At 41.4% G+C, this 20,689-nt stretch carries 19 protein-coding genes and 1 pseudogene; 6 read left to right on the forward strand and 14 right to left on the reverse strand.

Features of this window, described 5'->3' with window-relative positions; genetic code table 11:
• The first annotated feature begins 168 nt into the window (after positions 1–168).
• A complete protein-coding gene (locus NSQ91_RS22960; protein WP_340919980.1) occupies positions 169–1,908 on the forward strand; it encodes a cache domain-containing sensor histidine kinase in 1,740 nt (579 codons plus the stop codon).
• Positions 1,909–1,912: 4 nt separating this feature from the next.
• Positions 1,913–3,529: a response regulator transcription factor gene (locus NSQ91_RS22965; protein WP_076279199.1), complete on the forward strand. Its 1,617-nt coding sequence runs from the start codon at positions 1,913–1,915 to the stop codon at positions 3,527–3,529.
• Positions 3,530–3,569: 40 nt separating this feature from the next.
• Here the strand turns inward: NSQ91_RS22965 and NSQ91_RS22970 are convergent, their stop codons facing one another.
• The 3 genes and pseudogenes from NSQ91_RS22970 to NSQ91_RS22980 form a co-directional block, all read right to left on the reverse strand.
• Entirely contained in the window at positions 3,570–4,163 is a 594-nt protein-coding gene (locus NSQ91_RS22970) for a DinB family protein (RefSeq protein ID WP_340921538.1), read from the reverse strand.
• A gap of 67 nt (positions 4,164–4,230) precedes the next feature.
• Positions 4,231–5,178, reverse strand: a pseudogene (locus NSQ91_RS22975) (helix-turn-helix transcriptional regulator).
• Positions 5,175–6,371: a macrolide family glycosyltransferase gene (locus NSQ91_RS22980; RefSeq protein ID WP_340919984.1), complete on the reverse strand. Its 1,197-nt coding sequence runs from the start codon at positions 6,369–6,371 to the stop codon at positions 5,175–5,177. Before NSQ91_RS22980 ends, NSQ91_RS22975 begins: the two are co-directional and overlap by 4 nt.
• 147 nt (positions 6,372–6,518) lie before the next feature.
• On the opposite strand from NSQ91_RS22980, the gene NSQ91_RS22985 reads away from it, so the two are divergent.
• The 3 genes from NSQ91_RS22985 to NSQ91_RS22995 all read left to right on the forward strand — a co-directional run bounded on the left by NSQ91_RS22985 (position 6,519) and on the right by NSQ91_RS22995 (position 9,720).
• Positions 6,519–7,709, forward strand: coding sequence for a coenzyme F420-0:L-glutamate ligase (locus NSQ91_RS22985; RefSeq protein WP_076130227.1), 1,191 nt, complete (start codon positions 6,519–6,521; stop codon positions 7,707–7,709).
• A gap of 91 nt (positions 7,710–7,800) precedes the next feature.
• Positions 7,801–8,700: a LysR family transcriptional regulator gene (locus tag NSQ91_RS22990; protein ID WP_076130226.1), complete on the forward strand. Its 900-nt coding sequence runs from the start codon at positions 7,801–7,803 to the stop codon at positions 8,698–8,700.
• A gap of 78 nt (positions 8,701–8,778) precedes the next feature.
• Positions 8,779–9,720, forward strand: coding sequence for an NAD(P)H-binding protein (locus NSQ91_RS22995; RefSeq protein ID WP_076217959.1), 942 nt, complete (start codon positions 8,779–8,781; stop codon positions 9,718–9,720).
• Between the two features lie 446 nt (positions 9,721–10,166).
• Here the strand turns inward: NSQ91_RS22995 and NSQ91_RS23000 are convergent, their stop codons facing one another.
• The 5 genes from NSQ91_RS23000 to NSQ91_RS23020 all read right to left on the reverse strand — a co-directional run bounded on the left by NSQ91_RS23000 (position 10,167) and on the right by NSQ91_RS23020 (position 13,626).
• Positions 10,167–11,306, reverse strand: a complete 1,140-nt coding sequence (locus NSQ91_RS23000) for a 5-methyltetrahydropteroyltriglutamate--homocysteine S-methyltransferase (protein WP_340919989.1) — start codon at positions 11,304–11,306, stop codon at positions 10,167–10,169.
• Between the two features lie 172 nt (positions 11,307–11,478).
• Positions 11,479–12,081 (reverse strand): GNAT family N-acetyltransferase, encoded by a 603-nt coding sequence (locus NSQ91_RS23005; protein WP_340919992.1) that lies wholly within the window; start codon positions 12,079–12,081, stop codon positions 11,479–11,481.
• A 278-nt stretch (positions 12,082–12,359) separates the two neighbouring features.
• The gene (locus NSQ91_RS23010) at positions 12,360–12,551 is read right to left on the reverse strand and encodes a hypothetical protein (RefSeq protein WP_339281257.1); all 192 of its coding nucleotides are present in this window, start codon (positions 12,549–12,551) and stop codon (positions 12,360–12,362) included.
• Positions 12,552–12,628: 77 nt separating this feature from the next.
• Positions 12,629–12,979, reverse strand: coding sequence for an MmcQ/YjbR family DNA-binding protein (locus tag NSQ91_RS23015; protein ID WP_076130222.1), 351 nt, complete (start codon positions 12,977–12,979; stop codon positions 12,629–12,631).
• 23 nt (positions 12,980–13,002) lie between these two features.
• Positions 13,003–13,626: a hypothetical protein gene (locus tag NSQ91_RS23020; RefSeq protein WP_076130221.1), complete on the reverse strand. Its 624-nt coding sequence runs from the start codon at positions 13,624–13,626 to the stop codon at positions 13,003–13,005.
• 97 nt (positions 13,627–13,723) lie between these two features.
• On the opposite strand from NSQ91_RS23020, the gene NSQ91_RS23025 reads away from it, so the two are divergent.
• Complete coding sequence (locus NSQ91_RS23025; RefSeq protein WP_076130220.1) at positions 13,724–13,921, forward strand: hypothetical protein; 198 nt, start codon at positions 13,724–13,726, stop codon at positions 13,919–13,921.
• Positions 13,922–14,061: 140 nt separating this feature from the next.
• On the opposite strand, the gene NSQ91_RS23030 is transcribed toward NSQ91_RS23025, so the two are convergent.
• The 6 genes from NSQ91_RS23030 to NSQ91_RS23055 form a co-directional block, all read right to left on the reverse strand.
• On the reverse strand, positions 14,062–14,637 hold the full coding sequence (locus NSQ91_RS23030; protein WP_076184220.1) for a dihydrofolate reductase family protein: 576 nt from the start codon (positions 14,635–14,637) through the stop codon (positions 14,062–14,064).
• A 199-nt stretch (positions 14,638–14,836) separates the two neighbouring features.
• Entirely contained in the window at positions 14,837–16,309 is a 1,473-nt protein-coding gene (locus tag NSQ91_RS23035) for an amidase family protein (RefSeq protein WP_076304656.1), read from the reverse strand.
• Between the two features lie 28 nt (positions 16,310–16,337).
• Positions 16,338–16,796, reverse strand: coding sequence for a GNAT family N-acetyltransferase (locus tag NSQ91_RS23040; protein WP_076304655.1), 459 nt, complete (start codon positions 16,794–16,796; stop codon positions 16,338–16,340).
• 154 nt (positions 16,797–16,950) lie between these two features.
• Positions 16,951–18,060, reverse strand: a complete 1,110-nt coding sequence (locus NSQ91_RS23045; RefSeq protein WP_076304654.1) for a hypothetical protein — start codon at positions 18,058–18,060, stop codon at positions 16,951–16,953.
• Between the two features lie 114 nt (positions 18,061–18,174).
• Positions 18,175–19,239, reverse strand: a complete 1,065-nt coding sequence (locus NSQ91_RS23050) for a serine hydrolase domain-containing protein (protein WP_076304653.1) — start codon at positions 19,237–19,239, stop codon at positions 18,175–18,177.
• A 202-nt stretch (positions 19,240–19,441) separates the two neighbouring features.
• Positions 19,442–20,626, reverse strand: coding sequence for an MGDG synthase family glycosyltransferase (locus NSQ91_RS23055; protein ID WP_076304652.1), 1,185 nt, complete (start codon positions 20,624–20,626; stop codon positions 19,442–19,444).
• Between the last annotated feature and the right edge of the window lie 63 nt (positions 20,627–20,689).

Below are 20,689 nucleotides of genomic sequence, written 5' to 3' on the forward strand. Positions count from 1 at the left end.
CGGAATGGATAATATTATCCATTCCATAGATTATTCTCACTTTTCGCCGCTGCATATATATTCCATTGTTCTTTTTATGTTAACTTGTAAGTAAAAGATAGTGAATGGGAGGTCATCCACCTGAGTCGACGCAAAGGGAAGCTGCATTTTCCTAGTCCTCCGCAAATCATGCGCAAGGTTAAAATTCAAAATCGCTTAACCGTCATTTTCTTAATCGTATCCGTGATCCCAATCATCTTTATAGGTTTCTACTCCTACACCATTTACTCCAAATCTATTAACAATAAATTAAGTAAATCCACATTTCAGGCCTTAACGCTGCTTAATCGAACGATGTTAAGTGAACTTAACAACTATCAATATCTTGCAGGCTCTGTTTCTACCAATAGTATTATTCAGGAGCGTTTATCGGCAGCACCAAGTGAACCCGCGCCTAGCAATGCTGCCATTAATCATGCCATGGACAATTTATATAGAACCTTCTACCCCGGATATGTCCAGAACGTTCGGGTCATCGACGCCAAGAACCAACCTATTTATGAATTAGGCTACGACGGCATCCCCAATCCTATGTATGAAGAAATTATGAAACAAGTAGAGCTGAATGCCCCCTATGACAGTCTTAACTATGTAAAAAGCTATCGCGCTTACAATACCATTGTCCTGGGCCGGAAAATTTTTGATCAAGATGACATTGGCGTTCCCTTAGGTCATGTGTTTGTTTTTATTGGTGGGGAGTTATTTTCAAAAGTCATTCTTTCCAGTGTGGATTTAGGTACAGGTTCCAGTCTCCTTATTATGAATAGGGAGGGAAAAGTAATGTCTTCGAATCAAAAGGATACTCCGCTAGGAGAACCCTATTATAAAGATGAGCTTTTTAAGCAAATCAAGACACAAGAGGCAAAGAAAAACCATTCCTTCCAAGGCATGGTCAATGGCAAAATGCAGCAAATCTCCTATATTAACAATAATCAATTAGGCTGGTACATGATTTCTACCGTGCCCTTCTCTTATATCAATTCAGAGACAAGTAAAATCACCACTGGACTACTTATTGTTGTCAGCATCATTGTAGTCGTGTGTATTCTAATTATTATCGTATTGTATAAAAGCATCCTAAAACCAATCAAACAAATCATCGTCTTCTGCAATCAAATTTTTTATGGTGATCTATCGAGCCGGATCGAAGATCACAGCAACGATGAAATGGGCGTGTTGGCCAATAGAATTAACAGCATGGTCAGTAGAATGGAACAGCTGATGAAGGATCAAAAGAAAGATCTGAAAAGAAGACGTTCGCTCGAATTGCAAATGCTGCAATCGCAGATTAATCCTCACTTTCTTTTTAATACACTTAACTCCTTACGATGGCTGGCGATGATTAACCAGGTTCCCGTCCTCAGCGACGGCATCTCCTCACTAGCTGAATTGCTGCGTAGTACCATTATCGATCAAGATGAGCAAATCACCATCAAGCAGGAGCTGAACAATCTGGATCATTATTTTGCCATTCAAAAAATACGTTATGCCGACAGTTTCGACATTGAATATGACTTGGATGAGTCTTTATTACAGAGCATGATCCCCAAGCTCATCCTGCAGCCGATCGCAGAGAACGCGATTCTTCATGGAGTTACAGATATAGGAGGAAAAGTTCTAATCCAAATTAAGGTATACGCAAAAAATGAATACACCCTTATTATTGAGATCATCGATAACGGAAAAGGGTTTGACACCACCAAATCTGAAAAAGCTGACAATCTGTCGGGTATCGGAATTTCAAATGTGGCCGATCGCATTAAACTTCAATACGGTGAGAGTTACGGGCTGTTCATCACAAGCTCAATGGGTCATGGAACCTGCTGCCGCCTAATTATCCCTAAACAAACATACGAACTTAAGGGGTGATACTATGTATCCTATGTATAATGTAATGCTAGTGGATGACGAACCTATTGTTAAAGTCGCGCTCAGAACCATGATTCCATGGGAAGAGCTTGGATACATGATCTGTGCTACTGCCTCTGACGGAGTGGAAGCCTTAACACTTGTAGACAAGTTTAATCCCCATATCATCATTACAGATCTCAAAATGCCTAATATGGATGGTCTGCAGCTGATAAAAGAACTGAATAACAGAGGGTTTGCAGGAAAAATTCTGGTGGCGAGCAACCACGGGGAGTATGAGTTAGTTCGTGAAGCCTTAGTGCTTGGGGCTATAGATTATATGCTGAAGATTAGTATGAAAACGGGGGATTTGATCCATTTGCTGGAGAAATCTACGAAGCTAATTCAAGAGCAGCTTCAATCTAGGCAGCAGCAGGAGACCCAAACACAGTTATTACAACACAATTTAAAAAGCGTGAAAAATGCGCTTCTAAAAGATTATTTCACCGATCCTTATTACGATGTGCAGCAGCTTGATCAGCATGATGCTATAAGTTTCGCTTTCAGCGAAAGCAGCTGTTATTTATTCTACGTGACTTTTGAGCAGAATAACGCCACCCAAAACGAAAGACAAAATCACATCTCCGTATCCTTTATTGAAAACATTATCTTGGATATCTTGGAGACCGTAGATCAGTTAGAAATTATTCAGCTAGAATCTAATGGGCTGCTGCTTCTAATCTCCTGTGATACCTTAGACGATCATCAAATTATCCGCACAGACTTTATCCAGAGGGTCATTCGGTTAATCAAAATGTATATTTCTATCACCCCTACTATTGTTTTTTCTGATCCTGTACGGGGATATGCTGAAGCAAAACGAACCCTAGAGCGATGTAAAGAATCCTTGCAAATCCAATTTTACAACGAAATAACGATTATAGATCCAAAGGATGTCCATTTAAAGGATACGCTGGACTTCGAGGATGTACATGATTTCTCGACGCAATTAATTCAGAACTGGAAGCTTTCAGGGGTTGAAGCCGTTAATCAAGCAACTCAGCAATTTCTCGACACCTGTAAATCCAAGCAGATTAATCCTGCTGAAACCAAAAAGTTCATCGTAAATTGTCTGCATTATCTTCCCTTATGCGATGCTCATCTCATTGTCGAGGATCCGAAGCTTTTGAAGACCTATATAGAAAATATCGCCAGCAGTAAACGTACCACTGACGTTCTATCTATAATGGAGCTTGTGTTCCAACTATTCTCCCATCAAAAGCAACAGATCGTAACTACACACAATAGAGATGTTAAACAAGCGATTGACTATATCAACACACATTATCAGAAGAAGCTCACCTTATCTCTGATTGCCAAGCATGTCAACTTAAGTGAGAACTATCTGTCCAGAATCTTCAAAGAAGAAGTGGGGCAAAGCATCATTCACTACATTAATACTGTGAAAATGGAAAAAGCTGCAGAATTAATACTTAAAGGGAATCCATACATTAAAGAAATTTCCACGCAAATCGGTATACACGATCAATTTTATTTCACCCGGTTATTCAAAAAACACTTTGGTGTTAATCCTAGTGAATATAAGAATCACGTTCAGGCCACGCTTGGTTCAGGAAATTAAGACCATTCCAACTCTTTTTATTGGAACGCGGTTCCTGATTTTATGATCCTTTCACAACCTGAATGTTATTGATGAACCCTTCTTTAGGTGCAAATATGGAATTAAACAACAACTCTTTGTTTAACCGCTCCAGCTGCAGTAGATGATGACGATAGTGCATTTCAATAAGTAGGAACCATTCCTCCGCGCATAGTCCACCGAATCGCGGGTGAGATACGGTATTTTGTTTGGACGCTTTTTCAAGAGAGGGTTCGATCTCTCTCATTCTTTGAATGACTGTACGTAACCCTTGAATTAATTGTTCTTTGCTCTCCGGCTGCTCCGGCGTATATTGGGCGGAAGGCGGAACCTGAATACGAATGGGCGGAAAGCTTCCTTGCGCAAATATAGCCGCACCATTCTCAGTTTTCCCCACATGAGCTACTAAGGGATCTTGGTCTAGCACAAGGCATTGATTAATATTACGAAGCTGCATATACAGCGCCGAGTTAATGAGATGCTGAAACATCTGTCCGATGGACCAGGCGTTTTCACTCGGCTTTTGCTTCAACTGCTCCAGATTGAATCGCTCCAATTCTTGAATATAGTATGTCGCAGTTTCTTCAAATCGTTGTAAGACTTCTTTTGTTGTAATCATCATATATCAGCTCCTGTAGTCATTGATGGTCCAAGTATACAAAAACGCTACTGACAGCGTTATGTCAGTAGCGTTTTAACATTATTTCTATTTCATTTCTAACCTGATCACGGAAAGATTCGGGCTCCAGCACAACCATACCGCCTCCCCAGCCAAGCACCCATTGCAGCAATTCCCCTGGCTCGCGAACGCGAAAAGTAACAAGTACCCCCTCCGCATGCTCCTCAATAGTTTCCATATAGAAATTATTTGATTCCCTTACCTTATCGGCTATGTCAGCTTGGACTAAGATAAGCACATGAACGTTGCGATCATCAGGAGGTTGGTATACCTCCAGATGAAAATCTGCTGGCAGTATAAATTCATCTTTCAGATTAATAAGCTCCCTCATTCGGGATAACCGGAAATGACGGATGTCTTGACGCAATTCACACCAGGCGATGAGTACCCATGACCCGTGATGAAGCACAAGTCCATAAGGAGCAACCGTACGAATACTTTGACGGTTCCCATCGGCTTCGGCGATTCTTTTGGAATAACGAAATCTTATTTTCCTTCCCTCCAATATCGCTCCACGAATGGCTTCCAAACATGCCTTCTCTTGTATGGGTGCTATATCTTCTGCGGATGCAAATAAACGAAAACTTTTGCGAATCTGTGATGCTTCACTGCGGATAGCTTCCGGCAGGATGGCTTCTATCTTTGCTTTAGAACTTCTAGCCTTATTACCATAGTGTGCATCAAACCGCTGCTCGATAAAATCAGTTCCGATAAGCAATGTCACTGCTTCGTCCAGCGTGAAACTAACGGGTGGCAGGAAATACCCCTCGATTTAGGAGTAACCCTGTCCTGGCGCTCCTATAATGGAAACGCCCGCTTCACTCAGTGCCTGAATATCCCGATAGATCGTTCTTACGCTCGTTTCAAACGTAGCAGCCAAATCCTCCGCCCGCAACATTTTGTTACGCTGCAGTTCAAGCACTATAGCTAACAACCGGTCCATTTTGTTCATACAACTCCCCCTCCCCGAACAATCTCATCAACAGCTCGTCGATACCCACCCGAGTTCCGAAACGATTCACTGATATTGGAGACAGCTTTTTTATAAGATAAATCGCTTAATATATGATCTACTGCTTCTCGTAGTTGAGTTGCAGTTAAACTTTGCATTTGTAACTTAATGCCTGCTCTGACATGGACGACTTGCTCCGCAATTATTGGCTGATCCGCACTTTGTGGAATTACAATTAGCGGAACCCCGTAATAAAGCCCTTCATTGATACTGTTCATTCCACCATGTGTAATAAATAACTTTGTGTATTGCAGTATATCCGTTTGTGGAACATAATTTTTCACGAAAAAGTTTTGCGGAATTTCCCCTAAATCCGTGATTTGGACTTTATCTCCAATTGACATCACAATAGTGTACTCCGTGTTCCCCAATGCTTCAAAACAAAGCTTATAGAATTCAATGGCTTGGTTAAAAACTGTGCCGAGTGAAATGTAAATTAGACTTTTCCCCTTAATTGCCATGAGGTCGAAGTTTTCTGGAGCTAATCGTGAAGAGATGGAGGGTCCTACAAAGATATAAGACGGGTCGAAAGCTTCTCCCTCAGGTTGAAACTCCCTAGTTGTATAAACGATAGTAAGTGGGGCAGGATTACAAAACACTTCATAAGGGGATTGGATGTCCACATCATATTTGCCCTTCACCATTTGCGTCAAGCTTTGGAATTTATCCTTTATAGGATTAGTTACTTCTGCAGGAACTGTAGTATAAAATTGTTCTAACATTTCATCGAATGCTGCTTTTGTCTGCGCAAAAGAAGTACAGGAGCTAATGGCTGGAAGCTTAAGAATTTGAGCTAGCAAACGTCCACAACCAAACATAGAATCATGGATGATGTAATCAAAATGCTCCCCTTTGATCTGTTCAAGAACGCTTGGAATAACTATATCTGTCGTAAGTAAAAGACCGTTGATTCTTTCGAGTACATAATTTCTTCCACCTGAGATAAAAGCATGGATAAATTTCTGATCGTCAAATGTTCGTACTGTAGCCCCCGTCATCTCCATACGTTCTCTATAAGCTTCTATACAAAAGTACACTACCTCTTCGCCACGAGAAATAAGCTCTTCCACAACGCCAATCGTGGGATTAATATGTCCCTCTGATCCACCATTAATAAATAACACACGCGCCAATTGTAATCCTCCTTAACTATAAATCATTTTTATATTAGATATTATAAACATTAATTTTACTTATATCGCTCTAAAAGGGTATAGTAATATAGGCTTTAAAACCATTTTAATAATATAGAGTATACCCTTATTAGAGGAGAGATCATATTGGAAAGAGTAGTTGGAACAGTTGTACGTGGACTTCGCGGACCTATCATTAACAATGGGGATAACATTGAAGAAATCGTAGTTCAGACGGTATTGAATGCAGCAACAGTCGAGGGTTTTTCGATCGAAGATCGTGACATTGTGACCGTAACTGAATCCATTGTTGCTCGGGCACAAGGAAACTATGCAACGATCGACAATATTGCTGCTGATATAAAGGGGAAATTCGGCGAAGAAACCGTAGGGGTCATTTTTCCAATCCTTAGCCGTAACCGGTTTGCTAACTGCTTACGCGGTATTGCCAAAGGGGCACAAAAAGTAGTCCTAATGTTAAGCTATCCAGCTGATGAAGTAGGAAACCACCTTGTAGACATCGACGAACTAGATGCTAAAGGTATCAATCCATGGACAGATGTATTAACAGAAGCTCAGTTCCGTGAGTTTTTCGGCTATATTAAGCACCCATTCACAGGTGTTGACTATATTGAATATTATAAAGGTTTAATTGAAGCTGAAGGTGTGGCTTGTGAAGTCATCTTCTCCAACAACCCAAAAACCATTTTAAACTATACAAAAAATGTATTAACTTGCGATATTCACACTCGCTTCAGAACCAAACGCATTCTCACAAACAATGGAGCTGAAAAAGTATTTGGTTTGGATGATATTCTTACACAATCAATCGATGGCAGCGGCTTTAACGAAGCTTATGGTCTGCTAGGATCAAACAAAGCTACAGAAGAAAGTGTAAAGCTATTTCCAAACAACTGCCAGCCTATCGTGGATGGTATCCAAGCAAAAATCAAAGAAATTACAGGTAAAACTGTAGAAGTTATGGTTTATGGCGATGGAGCATTCAAAGATCCAGTTGGAAAAATCTGGGAGCTCGCAGATCCAGTTGTCTCCCCTGCTTACACTGCCGGACTTGATGGAACACCAAATGAAGTAAAATTGAAATACTTGGCCGATAACAACTTCTCTCATCTTCGTGGTGAAGAGTTAAAACAAGCCATTTCTAAATACATCCAGAATAAAAATGATGATCTAGTTGGTGCGATGGAAGCCCAAGGGACTACACCTCGTAGATTAACTGACCTGATTGGATCATTATCTGATTTGACTTCTGGTAGTGGCGATAAAGGAACACCAATGATTTATATCCAAGGTTATTTCGATAACTATACAAAATAAGAGTAGTACAACAAAGGGAGTCTCTAAACGAGGCTCTCTTTTTTACTTTCTGGGTTATAATAAAAGCAAACAGCGGCAGGCGGAGGATACTATGAACATAAGAAGGATTAAATATTTTATCGATCTCGTGGAATGCAGAAATTTTACGGAAACAGCTAAAAAGAACTATGTATCGCAGACCACCATTAGTCAACAAATCGCCGCGCTTGAAGAGGAATTCAACATTCAATTAATTGACAGAAAGCAGATCCCTATCGAGCCAAGCAAAGCCGGATGGCTTTTCTATGGCGAAGCTCTCATCCTCTGGAAGCAATATAACCATATGAAGCTGAGCATGGAAAACTTTCAAAAGTATAATACGCAATCCCTGAGTATCGAATATGCGGCGATGACGGATATCCAAAGTTTGTTGAAATTGATTCCCTCGTTTCAGGATCATCATCCGAATATTAAGCTGGAACTGAATAAAGTATTGCTAAAAGATATTGCAGAATACTTGCTAAAAGGGATTTACGACGTGGCTATTGCCTTTGATTCCGAGTTTCAGGGAAAAGAGGACATTGTAACCTATCCCTTATATAAGGGACGTTATTGTGCGGCTGTGAGTCATCACCATCCTCTCTTTCATCATGAATCGATCGCCAAAGAGGAGTTATATGAACATCCCCTAGTCATGCTGAATCCAACAGCTATTGGAAACTCTTATCATCTAATGATCCAGCATGCAATTGAAGACGGCTATCAGCCGAATATTCTTCGAACCGCAGACGATGTGGAGACAGAATTGTTTTATATCATCACGGAGAATTTGATTGGCTTTTTCCCGGATAACTATCAGCTCGCTTATCTTCAAGATGAAGTCCGGCTAATTCCTTTAGATGATTCACACCATACCTTTGCAATCGAAGCAGGTTATCTCAAAAATAATACAAACCCGGCCTTGCCCTCCTTCCTGCAACAAATCCAAATTGGATTTAGCAATCGACCATAAGTTTTATGTGTTAGACTATGTTCTTTTTTTCACATAATATAAGGGTATAAATCATATCCACAAGGAGTGACAACGATCATGGGTAAATTATTGTTGACTGGTGTCGATGGAAATCTAGGGAAGCAAGCTGCGGAATACTTGTTGGAGCTGGTAGATAAAGACCAAATCATTTTTTGCGCTTACGATCCGGCATGTTTGAAAGAATATGCGGAACAAGGGATTGAAACACATGTGACCAACTTTAATAACAAGGAAGGCCTTGCCGAAGCTTTTGCTCATGCCGATAAACTCGCTCTAATCTCCATGCCTTTTGTTGGAGAGAAACGTCAAAATGCACAAAAAAATGTGGTTGATGCTGCAAAAGAAGCTGGAGTCAAACAGATCATTTATACTTCTTTGGTCAACGCAGCCGATGAAAGCAATCCAAGCGTAGAAAAAATTGACCATGTGTATACCGAACGTTATATTCAAAGCGTTGGGTTAGACTATATCTTCCTTCGGAATTCCCAATACGCGGAAGCCATGATAACCAATTACTTTACGTATGTGAAGGGTGACGGGGTATTAACAAACAATCAAGGTGACGGTAAAATGGCTTATATCTCGCGGAAGGATTGCGCAAAAGCCGTTGCGTATGCCCTAGCCTCCAATAACTATCAGGAAGCGATTCTAAATATCAACGGGCTTGAATTGATGACAATTACCGACTTCATTAAGATTGGTAACGAAGTAACGGGCAATCATATCACCTACAAAGAAAATACGGATGAAGAAAATTATGCCGTATTCGAAGCAATGGGCGTGCCTAGAACCACCGATGGTGCATTTAAAGAAGGCTCCGAAGCACCCTTTTCTTCAGAAGGTATGGTTACTTTCGGACAAGCTATTCGTGAAGGAAAAATGGATGTTTATACGGACGACTTCAAACAACTTACTGGTCAAGACCCTCTGACCGTGAAATATATGTTTGAACATGCCGATGAATTCCAGGTTGGCGAAAGACACTCTAAAGACAATTAAAAGCTGCCACTCTTACTTCTTAGGCTAAATCACCCCCATTTATTTAACGGGGGTGATTTCTTTTATACTGAGCGTGGCACAAAAACTCCGTAAAGCTCAATCATATGCTCGCCCTGGAGATAATCAGGGAAAACCTCCCTAATATTCTGAGGATTCTGGTCACCAGACTAATAATCAGGGAATTCCTCCCTAAAATTTAGCTGATTTGGCGGTAAATCTTGATATTGCTCTGTTTTTAGGGAGCTATTCCCTAATTCCATTCATTTAGAGCAATTGTCGGCTTTTATTAGGGAAGTTTTCCCTAATCCTCCATCACAGTATAGATAGAACTGGCCAAGTATATCGGTAAACTCGCTGTAGAACAAAATGCACCTTTAACCGTACGGATGAACATCCGAATGGCTAAAGGTGCATTATCTTTATCTCTGTCTACTTTTTAATTAGAGTTAGTTCCAGATCTCTTCAGCAATTTCTTTAATATAAGCAAGCTTACGCCATTGCTGCTCTTCAGTCAGGTGGTTGCCTTCTTCCGTGGAAGCAAAGCCACATTGCGGGCTAAGGCAAATCCGGTTTAGATCAACATATTGCTTCGCTTCCTCAATACGCTTCAGAATATCCTCCTTGCTTTCAAGCTCACCAAATTTGGATGAGAACAGACCTAACACAACCTGCTGATTGTCTTTCAAGAAGCGCAATGGTTTGAAATCGCCTGCACGTTCGGTATCAAACTCCAGATAATAACCCGAGTAGTTATTGATATTAAGAAGCGTTTGTGCGATAGGCTCGTAGCCTCCACCTACTCCAGCATAAGTCGAAACATAATTGCCCCGGCATACATGGGTCGTTACAACAAGATCTTCCGGCAGACCCGTTACAACTTCCTCGTTCAATTTTGCCAGTTCGCTTGCATATTCAGCTACGTTCACGCCAATCTGATTCATAAACGCTATAAACTGTTCGTCGCAAAGTGCTCCCCACGTACAATCGTCGATTTGAATGCTGCGGCAGCCCGCTGCATAGAAGGCAAGAATCGATACTTTGTATGCTTTGGCAATATCCGAGATAAGCTCTTCACGATTCGGGTATAATTCATTTGTGCTTTCTTTGTTTTCCGCCCGATCTAGCTCGAACAGGAATTGTGCAGCCGCAGGAATCGATTGACGCGCAACAACGTCCTCACCAGCAGCATCTTTTAAAAATTCATAATGCGAAACAAAAGGATGGCTGCTGTAGCTTATTTTCCCGGTCAGTCGGGCTGTTTCTGGTCTAGACTCTGCACCGTTAAATTGGTAACCTTGATCAATAATTGTCCGATCTACACCGTCAAGTCCCCAGAAGAAGTCGAGGTGCCACCAAGAGCGGCGGAATTCACCATCGGTTACCGCTTGAAGACCCACCTCTTTTTGTTTCTGCACGAGCTTAACGATTTCGTCGTTCTCTACTTCCTTCAACTGCTCGGCAGTAATTTCACCATTCTTGAATTTTAATCTAGCCTCTTTCAACGCTTGGGGGCGCAGGAAGCTGCCCACGATATCATATCGAAATGGAGTAACGGTTCGTTTTTGGGGTTTGGTCTGAATGCTCATATATTAATCTCCTCGTAAACAAATTATTAGAATTAATATAGCATAACCGACTGACTATACCGATCTACCAATGCGCTATGGCAGGTTATAAGTATTAACTATAGCTAGATTCAGTGTGATAATTAGAAGGGCATGCCAAAAAAGAAAGAGGCGCATGAGTAGCGCCTCTTCTTTAACAAATCATATCGACGGAAATTACATAGTAATTAAACTCCGCAGTCACCTCGAACCCAACCGACTGATAGAGGGATAATGCATTTCTATTTTGAGTGACCACGCTAAGACGAATCTGGGAATTCTTCTGATCTCGCAAGATTTTAACTACCTCTGAAAGAATTTCACGACCGTATCCTCTGCCTTGACACGAAGGAAGCACACAAAAATCATGTATAACCGCAGTATTTGTATCTAAATCATTGACTCTGATCATCCCAACCGGAATCATGTTGTCCACAGCAATGTAAGTAATCCGTGCCGGTTCTCTGGTACGAGTTAAATAATTCCTAGTCCAGGACTCTGAATCACCAAAGGCTTGTGATGAACATTTAACCATGAACTCTAAATCCTGATCTTCTTCCAATCGCACAACTAAACCGGAGTGGCTTGATCCAGCGATTTGTGCCCGATTAAAAACCTTGAGGAATTCAGACGGTGCAGCACTTGCCCCTAAATACCGTATATAATCCATCCCTGATTCAGAATTAGAAGGTATCCTAGAACGGCAAGTTTGTATGCCTTGCATTTGCATATCTGCTGCGGCACAAGAATGCCTCATCTCCGTCTATCTCCTTAAGGCTTTCTACACCCACCCTCAAACTTGACCTATCGGACGTCTTGCAAAGGTGTTCTAATATTCGGATTTGGTCAATGTAATGCTTTGAAAAGTCTTTCATTGTACTAATGTTATATTCTTGCATCTAGTACCCTCATTCAGAAGGAAATACGCAGTTTATGGACGAGTAGGCGTTATCCTTCTAAATTCTGTCCACCTAATGATAGTTACCAATGGAACCGCCTCCTAAAAGTCAATATCTTCACTCTAAACCAGGGTAATCATAAAACAAACCTTATAACTAAAAAAATGACGGCAATTATAACCACAACGATCAACAGATTGGTTACCTCGCTCCAAAATCCAGGAACGCCTTCAGTATGATATTTTTGCGCATTTACATCATGGTTTGCTTTATGGCCTCCAGGGTCCGTCATATTGGGATTAGGTCCTGAATTAAAAAAGTCAGACATAAAAACAACTCCTTTCCATGATTATAAACCATATTATACCAGTCCATTACCATTTAAACGACAAATTAATGCCACATTCAGTATATCGTTTGTCGGAGGACTTTAGGGAGATTTTTGACAACCCTATCGTAAGAGTGATCAATCATTAAATAGATATCCGACTCTGGTAAGGAGCCATCCAAAACAATCGTATTCCAGTGTTTTTTGTTCATGTGGTATCCTGGCCGAACGCTCTCATGCTGCTCTCGCAAGTTCCCTGCAATCACCGGATCACATTTTAGATTTATGTAAGCATAATTCCCCTTATTCTCAAAAATAAGCGCGAACATTTTACCGGCAATCTTAATCACCAATGGATCGAATCCGAAAGGATAGTCCTTTGTTGCTCCGCTCTTTTTTAAACAGTATTCAATAATATTATGGGTCAAAATCAGTCCCTCGCCTTCTCAGCCTAACCAATTTGGGAATAAAAATAAGATAAGTGTTCCTTTGACAAGGCTTTATCGATTAGTTCTTTATCATAGCCATTTTTTTGTAATGCAGCGATAATCGCTTGTGTCCTATCTGATCTTTTTCGTCTTAAATTAGATTCCAACTGTATTTCTAACGGAACCGTAGGAATAGTATACGGTCCGATCTCCACGTTTTTGAAATGGCTCCAAATGAATTGTCCACCTTCCCATATCCCATCACCATCCATAGAATCAGGAATTCCAGCTGAATTGGAAATATGAACAACCTCCACCTTAAATCCATCGATTATCCAACTCCCTTTTGTCCAAGAAAATCCCGAAGAAAAGGTTTGAGTGAATGTAGGTTCTTCTAAAGAAGATAACCAGTTATCCCCATGAGGAAATTCACATTTATCCAAAAGGGAAAATCCTTTAAGAAGTTCTGCAAATTGGTCAATCCCTTCCTTATTCCTTGTATAAATATCAACGTCTCCTGGGGTCATTTCACAGCCCTGAAGAACCGAACCGACCGAGCCAACCAAGATCCATTCTAAATTCGAATTCATTTTGGATGAAAAATAAAGTTCACATACCTTTGACAAAGCTTTTTTCCAGCTATACATAACTTCACCCCAAATTAACTAGTAAGTTCAAGTGCACGAAACCTGAATAACCTCAAATACGTTAAAGTATTATACAAATCCACAGGAGGTTTTTAAAATGAGATACAGTGCTGCAGGCGCACCAATAATCTGTCCTTGCTGTCAAAACGATACTTTTGATCTGGATTATAAACTGCTTAACACAAGCGGCGCATCATTTTTAGGCTTTGACTGGGCGAACAAAAACGCTGCCATCCTTATTTGTAAGCGATGCACCCATATTTCATGGTTTATGAAAGAACCAACATCTGATTAGTGTTTGGTAGAAATAAAGTATTAGACTGGATCCATTAAAAGAAGCAGCGGCGGACCAAGACTTGATAAATAAAGTCTTAGACTGCCGCTGTTGTCGTTCCATTAACGTTCCACGTGAGCGTAATCACCTTAAGTGAAAAGTCATCTTACCGTCTGGTAAACGAGACCTATGGCTCCAGAATCAAAGGTCTTGTTTTCAATTAGCTTAAGATTTCTCTTCTCCTTGAGACCTTGGAATAATGGCAATCCCTTACCGATCAGGACGGGAGAAACCGTAATTTTATACTCATCGATTAAATCAAGCTGCATAAGGTGGTGTGCGAATCTAGGACTGCCGAGGATGACCATATCCTTGCCGGGCTGCTGTTTGAGGTTATTGATCTCTTCCTCGACAGCTTCCTTCACAAGTCTGGAATTATTCCATTCGACTTTCTCCAGCGTCGTGGAAAAAACGATTTTGGCTGTCTTTTCGATCCACTCGGCATGATTCCGCTCATACTGCGAAGCTGATGGGTTCGAAGGGACTGATGGCCAGTAACTGTGCATCATCTGATAAGTCCCGCGTCCCCAAATGACAGTGTCGGCAGTACTCAGAATTTCTTTCGCATGGTTCTCCAAATCAGCATCGTAGGAAACCCAGCCAATGTCCATCTCACCATTCGGCCCTTCTACAAAACCGTCAAGCGATGCGTGAAGAAATAGAACGAGTTTTCTCATTTTCAGTTCTCCTTTATTCATGAGGGGTATCTACATTAGACATTAACTACATTTTAGCAGATTTCTACTTGGTTTATTTCTTATGGATTGCTAATCTCAAACGCTTTTTTCTCCACTTTGGTATTTTTATCCACATTAACATATTAGCAAACGTACGTTCGTTTGTAAATGCACCTTTTTCTAATTTTCAATTCATCTTTCATTTCTTTAGAGCCGGCATTTTCCTGTGTTTCGTTTGTTGTTCGAATGCAAATGCAATCCGAATGAGTGTCGGTTCACTAAATGCCGTTCCTGCAAATGTGATCCCAAAGGCTCTTCCATTCTCTTGAAAGCCTGCGGGCACTGCTATAGTTGGATAACCTGCTCTAGCACTTAAATCAGCTCCGACATAAGCAGGAAACAGGATTGCATCCAATCCATACTTTTCTAAAGCATGATCGATCCCCATATTTTGCGAATAATATAAGTCAGAGATAGACTCTACTATATATTCCGAATGATTCAACGGTTTATCTAGCTGTGATCGATAGTTCAGCATATCTTGTCCATATTTCAAAGCCTTTTCCGAATTCCGCTCGTTCCATTCCATCAATTCATTTAGGTTATGGACAGGAAGTTGAGCCGGAAGGTTATATAAGTAATTTTCAACGGAATGCTTAAATTCAAGATTCATTTTGTTATATTTCCACTCTCTATGGAACGATGGAATATCTATATCTTCTATTATGTTGGTTCCAGAACCTTTTAATTTAGCCACAGCATCATTAAATAAATGTTCATCATATTCACCCATGTCACAATAATTCTTAGGTAGAGCATTTCTAAAAACGCCTATGGTCGCTTTATTTAATCCGTCTTTATCCAAAAATGCTGTGTAGTCCATAGTAGAATATTCATTTTTCCAAGTAGCAGGATCACTTTCATCTTTTCCCGTAAGCGCATTTAATAAGATCGCAACATCTGTCACATTCCTTGCCATAGGTCCAGCTGTATCCTGAGAATATGACCATGGAATTATGCCTGATCTACTTATTAGACCTACAGTTGGCTTTAAACCAACAATTGCGTTTTGCACAGCTGGACTTAAAATAGAGCCAGACGTCTCTGTCCCCACGGCTACTGTTGAAAAGTTGGCTGCAACGGAAGCGGCAGAACCCGTACTGGAACCTCCCGGAAAATGATCACCGTATGGATTTTTGGTTTGTCCTCCTATTGAGCTATACCCAGCCCACATGTATGATGACATCCCATTTGCCCATTCCGTCATATTTGTTTTTGCAAGTATAATGGCCCCAGCATCCCTTAGTTTTTGGACAAGAAAAGCATCGTTCGAGCTAACATGGTTTTCCAAAGCTAATGCGCCCGCAGTTGTATGCATTTTATCATTCGTTTCAATATTTCCTTTCAATAATACAGGCACACCATGTAGAAGACTTCGTGCTCCGCTTAATTTCCTTTCCTGATCTAATGCCTCGGCAATATAAATCGCATCTGGATTCATTTCCATAATAGAGTTTATCATGGGACCACTCTGGTCAAACGTTGCTATCCGATACATGTAATACATAACAAGTTCCCTAGAACTAACATCCCCTCTATCCATTGCATCCTGCAGTTCGAGTATCGTTATTTCTTCACTCTTTATTTTTGCTAATTCGAAGATATGTTCCATGATAACTCCTGCTTTCCATTTGGGTCATTTATGTAATAGTGTCATGTTCATATATTTTGGTGGGCCGTCCCCACTCGAAGTTATCCAGACCTATCTCCTTAAATCCATATTTCTCATAATAAAGAATATGATCCGTCGCCAAGTAGACTTTTGCATAACCTAGTTGCCCAGCTATTTTTCTGGCATGCTCCAACAAAACGGCTCCTAGTGCTTTGCCCCTCTTACTTTCGTCAATAAACAATGGCGCAATCCAAGGTGATAAATCTTTTCGAGTTATAAATTCCTGCTCAATTAATTGATAAAACCCGATGATTACATCATGTTTCAACAGCAAAAATGTAAAAGGGAACTCCTCATCTTTTGAGATTAAACTTTCTTGTATATTGGGGAGCACAGCTTGTTGTACTTTTGGCCACCGTTTTTTGACATACTCAATAAGCTCATTTTGACGAAGAGGACATTCTTGTAAGGATTTAATATCTAGCATCTAACCATCCCTTCTTGTAAAAAGAAATTCCTATACCCATGCCTGCTCTCACAATAGTCATCCACCAGCTCTCAAAATGCAGAGCAGCAAGCCCCGAGTGGGGCTTGCTGTAGGTTGTAAATACTAAAGTAGTTTATAACGCTGGTTCACTTCATTACTTGGAAACCGGTGTATAGATCAGGCAGCGCAGAGTCTTCTCCGGATAGCGCAGCTCTACCGTGTAGGAGCTACCGTCTTTCAGTTTGACCAAGACCGCTACTACTCCGCTTTTGTCATATGCACTGTCTTTAATGATAGATGAGCTGGTTATCGCACGGGTCTCGCCCTGCTTGTCCACCACAATGGATTTAGCGGCTTGAAGCCAGCTGGAATCCTGGCTAATCTGTTTATTCATAGCTGCTGTAATCGGCGTTCTCTTATAGGACAGGTCCACTATCGTGGTATCAAGTACGGTCCCGCTCTTTGCATCCACGAACGTATTATACATGAAATAAGACTTATCCTGAGCCCGCAGTGTCTCTGCACGGTAAGGTAGAAAATTAACGAACCATTGCCCTTTCGAATCAGGAAAAGGTTTATAATATGAGGTCTGAGCCTGCAACTTTGAGAGATCGACACCGAATAGACGGCTTACGCTCTCTTCTGCTCTGCGTAGGGCTTCATCCTGACTGATGTCCTTCTTATCTGGCTGTGCCACGACAAGATTGAGGCTTACCACATAATTAAAGCGATAATTCCAGTCGATCAATTGCAGCATTTCTTCATCAGTCAGTTCGCGCTTAGGAATTACATAGGTAAATTTGCTTTGATCCAGATAAAATTCGGAACTCCCTGATTTCAAAGGTAGCTTCTGCTGGGGCCGTAAGCCATCGTACTTGTATTGATCATCCAATAACATCCGCCGCTTATTCTCTTGGTCCGTAAATTGCCGCGTAAGCTGTTCATCCTTGCCAGTGAGCCTGGCCTTCTCTGCATACTCATTAATCTGCTTAATTTCTTCAGCAGTGACTGTGCGCTCAAAATACGACTTGATCGTCGAGACCGGTGTTTTGGTTGCAACCTTAAGTACCGGGATCTGGCTGCTCGCCAGTTGAACAGCTGGCTTCTGGTTGAGTTCTTGCGTGTAGGAAACGTCCGCTTGAGACACATTCTGGTTCACTGTAGTATAAGCGACGATTGTGGGCACTGCCAAAGCAGTGAGGGCTAGCAGACCACTGGATATCGCGATCACCCCGAGGGCTGATTTCACATCTTTACTCTTCATTTCTCATAACCTCCATAGTGTAAGTGGGCTTGACTTACATGTACTTTAAGATACGAATGTTATAAAGTACGAAGCCCCTTGTTATGAAGTTGTAAAATCAATTACAGACTCGTTCTAAATATTGGAGCCAAGCAACAGATCAAGGATTGGGAAGCATACACTGCCCATGTTGACATAGTCACAATTACTCATAACAGAAATAGCGATTTTTTTATCGGGAAGCAGGAACAGATTGCTTAAGAATCCAGTATCCCAGCCGGAATGTGAGAGAATACGAGAACCCTTATATTCTCCTAGAAACCAGCCCAATCCTATCTGTGCATTTTCCGGATCATAGCCCGTTTGTGCATGAGGTTTCCACATTTCATTATAGCTACCTGGCTGGAGGACTTCATTGCCGTTCCCGGCTGTTCCACCGTTTAGATGCATCAGCAGATATTGGCACATATCTTCGGCATGGGTATATAAAGTGGAGCTAGGTGCATGAGCCCTGTTATATGGAAAAACACTACTAACGCAGCCACCACATTCATGGGTAGCTCCAAGCACATGAGGTGCAGCAATATAAGCTTCAACCTCCTGTTTAAGAAAAGAACTGGACTGCATTCCTGTCGGTTCAAGAATATTTTTTTCCATATACTGCTCGAAGCTCATATCGCTGACTTTTGCTATCATATCTCCCAAGATCTCATATCCTATATTACTATAGGCAAATTTCTCTCCCGGTTGGCTTAACAGCTTGTGGTGACCTATCCCTTTTACATATCGTTCAAGACTTTGCTCGTCGTATTCAGGGCGGTCCCACGCGTAATCTTCCTCATCAGGCATACCGGAGGTATGATTCATAAGCTGTCTTATTGTTATATTTTGATACCGCTCATCCTCTAACTTAAAATATGACAGATATTTAGTGATGGGAGCATCCAATTCTACCTTACCACGCTCAACTAATTGCATAATGGCAGTTGCTACGAAGGTTTTGGAGACAGAGGCTTGGTGAAACAAAGTGCCACGAACAACAGGATCACCCGTCGATAAATTTGCCGTCCCATATTCACCAGTAAACAGAACTTGGTTGTCCTTTACGATTCCGGCCGCTAATCCCGGAAACTTTTCATTTTCCACAGACTTGATTAGCATTTCATGCAAAATATCCTCTATCTTCTGATTCGTGTACATTTTGACCTCCCCAATGACAATAAAGCACCATTTCCAATAAATTCACCCATACAAATAATAACATCTTATCGACCCTTTATCTGGTAATAAATAATTATAATCAAATAAACAGGTGCTTACTTGAAAAGGCAGCAATTCATTCCCCGAGCTTCCGAGCCAGCCTCCAATTAGAGGACCCACAACGCGTGGTCTTTCTACCTTGCTAATAATATCCATGAATCGTCTTCGCCTGCCCTTCAACAACCATAGATTTTACGGCTGAAACAGACGGCTGCCGCAGCTTGATAACCTCTAAAGCCTCAGTAACAATAGCATCCGCGGCTGATTTCCGGGAAAAACTCTTCATACCCTGTACCTTTTCATCCTTGTACCCAAGATGTTCCAATCTCTGAAGCTGCTCTACTAACTGCTCCTCGTCTCGGGCAATCTCTATTAAATTGTGCTCAGACAACCATTCTGCATTGCCTGCCTCCTGACCGGGGAGCGGACGATAGACAATTACAGGAAGTGCTAGAGCCATCGCCTCAGTCAAGGTAATCCCCCCTGCTTTGGTCAACAGACAGGAGGATATGCACATTAGCTCCTGCATTTCTTCTGTATAACCCCGTATGTGAACCCGAGGATTCTCTTGAAAAAGCTCTTCCGTAGCCATCTGGAGCTTATGATTATTCCCGCACAATACCATTACATCAAAGTTTGATTGCTGCAGCGCCCTTATTATTAAATGGTTAATATCACTCAACACACCGTAAGCCCCTGCCGCAAGTAATAGATAATGCCGATTTCCATCTAGTCCGTGCTTACGTAAAAGGGCTTCACGTTCCTGAGTCTGTTCAAAAGCTTCACGAATCGGAATCCCGCTAACCACAAGCTTTTCTTCAGCAATACCTAATGACATCAGTTCTTCTTTCATGCTTTCCGTAGCGATAAAATACTTTGTGGTTTGTGGATGAAGCCATCTGCCATGAACCACATAATCCGTCATGACAGTGAAAAGGGGGATCCGTCTCCCCTTTGTTGATGCAAGCTCTGCAGCGGCCAAATAAGGAAAGGTATGAATGATAATATCCGGTCCGATCTCATCGATGATCCTTTGCACTTTCCGCTTGCCCATAGAATGAATCCATCTGCCCATGAACTGGTCTGGGTTCATCTTGCTCGTCAACTTGTACACTAATCCATAAAATTCTTGAGTATAACCTGTGCTGTTCAGGTAGAATCTGCGGGACAGCTCATTCAGAGTAGGGTAGACTGCAGCGAAAAGATCCAAGGTGACAATCCGGCTGATCCCTCTACGTCTAAAAGAATGATCAATCGCTTCTGCTACTTTGAGATGCCCGTCTCCAAATGCCGAAGTTACAATAAGCACTTTAGGATCTGTGTTCATGAGAAAGCTCCTTTTTCGCTTGGCCTTCTCTAACTCTAACTCTGAATCGTAAACAGATAGTGA

It is taken from the genome of Paenibacillus sp. FSL R7-0048 (genome assembly GCF_038004505.1).
GTDB classification, from domain to species: domain Bacteria; phylum Bacillota; class Bacilli; order Paenibacillales; family Paenibacillaceae; genus Paenibacillus_AQ; species Paenibacillus_AQ odorifer.

Coding starts and splice junctions, on each gene's coding strand:
- NSQ91_RS23010 (WP_339281257.1), bottom strand. CDS start 12,551: ATGTCTGACTTTTTTAATTCAGGACCTAATCCCAATATGACGGACCCT.
- NSQ91_RS22995 (WP_076217959.1), top strand. CDS start 8,779: ATGGGTAAATTATTGTTGACTGGTGTCGATGGAAATCTAGGGAAGCAA.
- NSQ91_RS22990 (WP_076130226.1), top strand. CDS start 7,801: ATGAACATAAGAAGGATTAAATATTTTATCGATCTCGTGGAATGCAGA.
- NSQ91_RS22960 (WP_340919980.1), top strand. CDS start 169: ATGCGCAAGGTTAAAATTCAAAATCGCTTAACCGTCATTTTCTTAATC.
- NSQ91_RS23025 (WP_076130220.1), top strand. CDS start 13,724: ATGAGATACAGTGCTGCAGGCGCACCAATAATCTGTCCTTGCTGTCAA.
- NSQ91_RS23055 (WP_076304652.1), bottom strand. CDS start 20,626: ATGAACACAGATCCTAAAGTGCTTATTGTAACTTCGGCATTTGGAGAC.
- NSQ91_RS23035 (WP_076304656.1), bottom strand. CDS start 16,309: ATGGAACATATCTTCGAATTAGCAAAAATAAAGAGTGAAGAAATAACG.
- NSQ91_RS23045 (WP_076304654.1), bottom strand. CDS start 18,060: ATGAAGAGTAAAGATGTGAAATCAGCCCTCGGGGTGATCGCGATATCC.
- NSQ91_RS22965 (WP_076279199.1), top strand. CDS start 1,913: ATGTATCCTATGTATAATGTAATGCTAGTGGATGACGAACCTATTGTT.
- NSQ91_RS23005 (WP_340919992.1), bottom strand. CDS start 12,081: ATGAGGCATTCTTGTGCCGCAGCAGATATGCAAATGCAAGGCATACAA.
- NSQ91_RS23050 (WP_076304653.1), bottom strand. CDS start 19,239: ATGTACACGAATCAGAAGATAGAGGATATTTTGCATGAAATGCTAATC.
- NSQ91_RS23020 (WP_076130221.1), bottom strand. CDS start 13,626: ATGTATAGCTGGAAAAAAGCTTTGTCAAAGGTATGTGAACTTTATTTT.
- NSQ91_RS23000 (WP_340919989.1), bottom strand. CDS start 11,306: ATGAGCATTCAGACCAAACCCCAAAAACGAACCGTTACTCCATTTCGA.
- NSQ91_RS23040 (WP_076304655.1), bottom strand. CDS start 16,796: ATGCTAGATATTAAATCCTTACAAGAATGTCCTCTTCGTCAAAATGAG.
- NSQ91_RS23030 (WP_076184220.1), bottom strand. CDS start 14,637: ATGAGAAAACTCGTTCTATTTCTTCACGCATCGCTTGACGGTTTTGTA.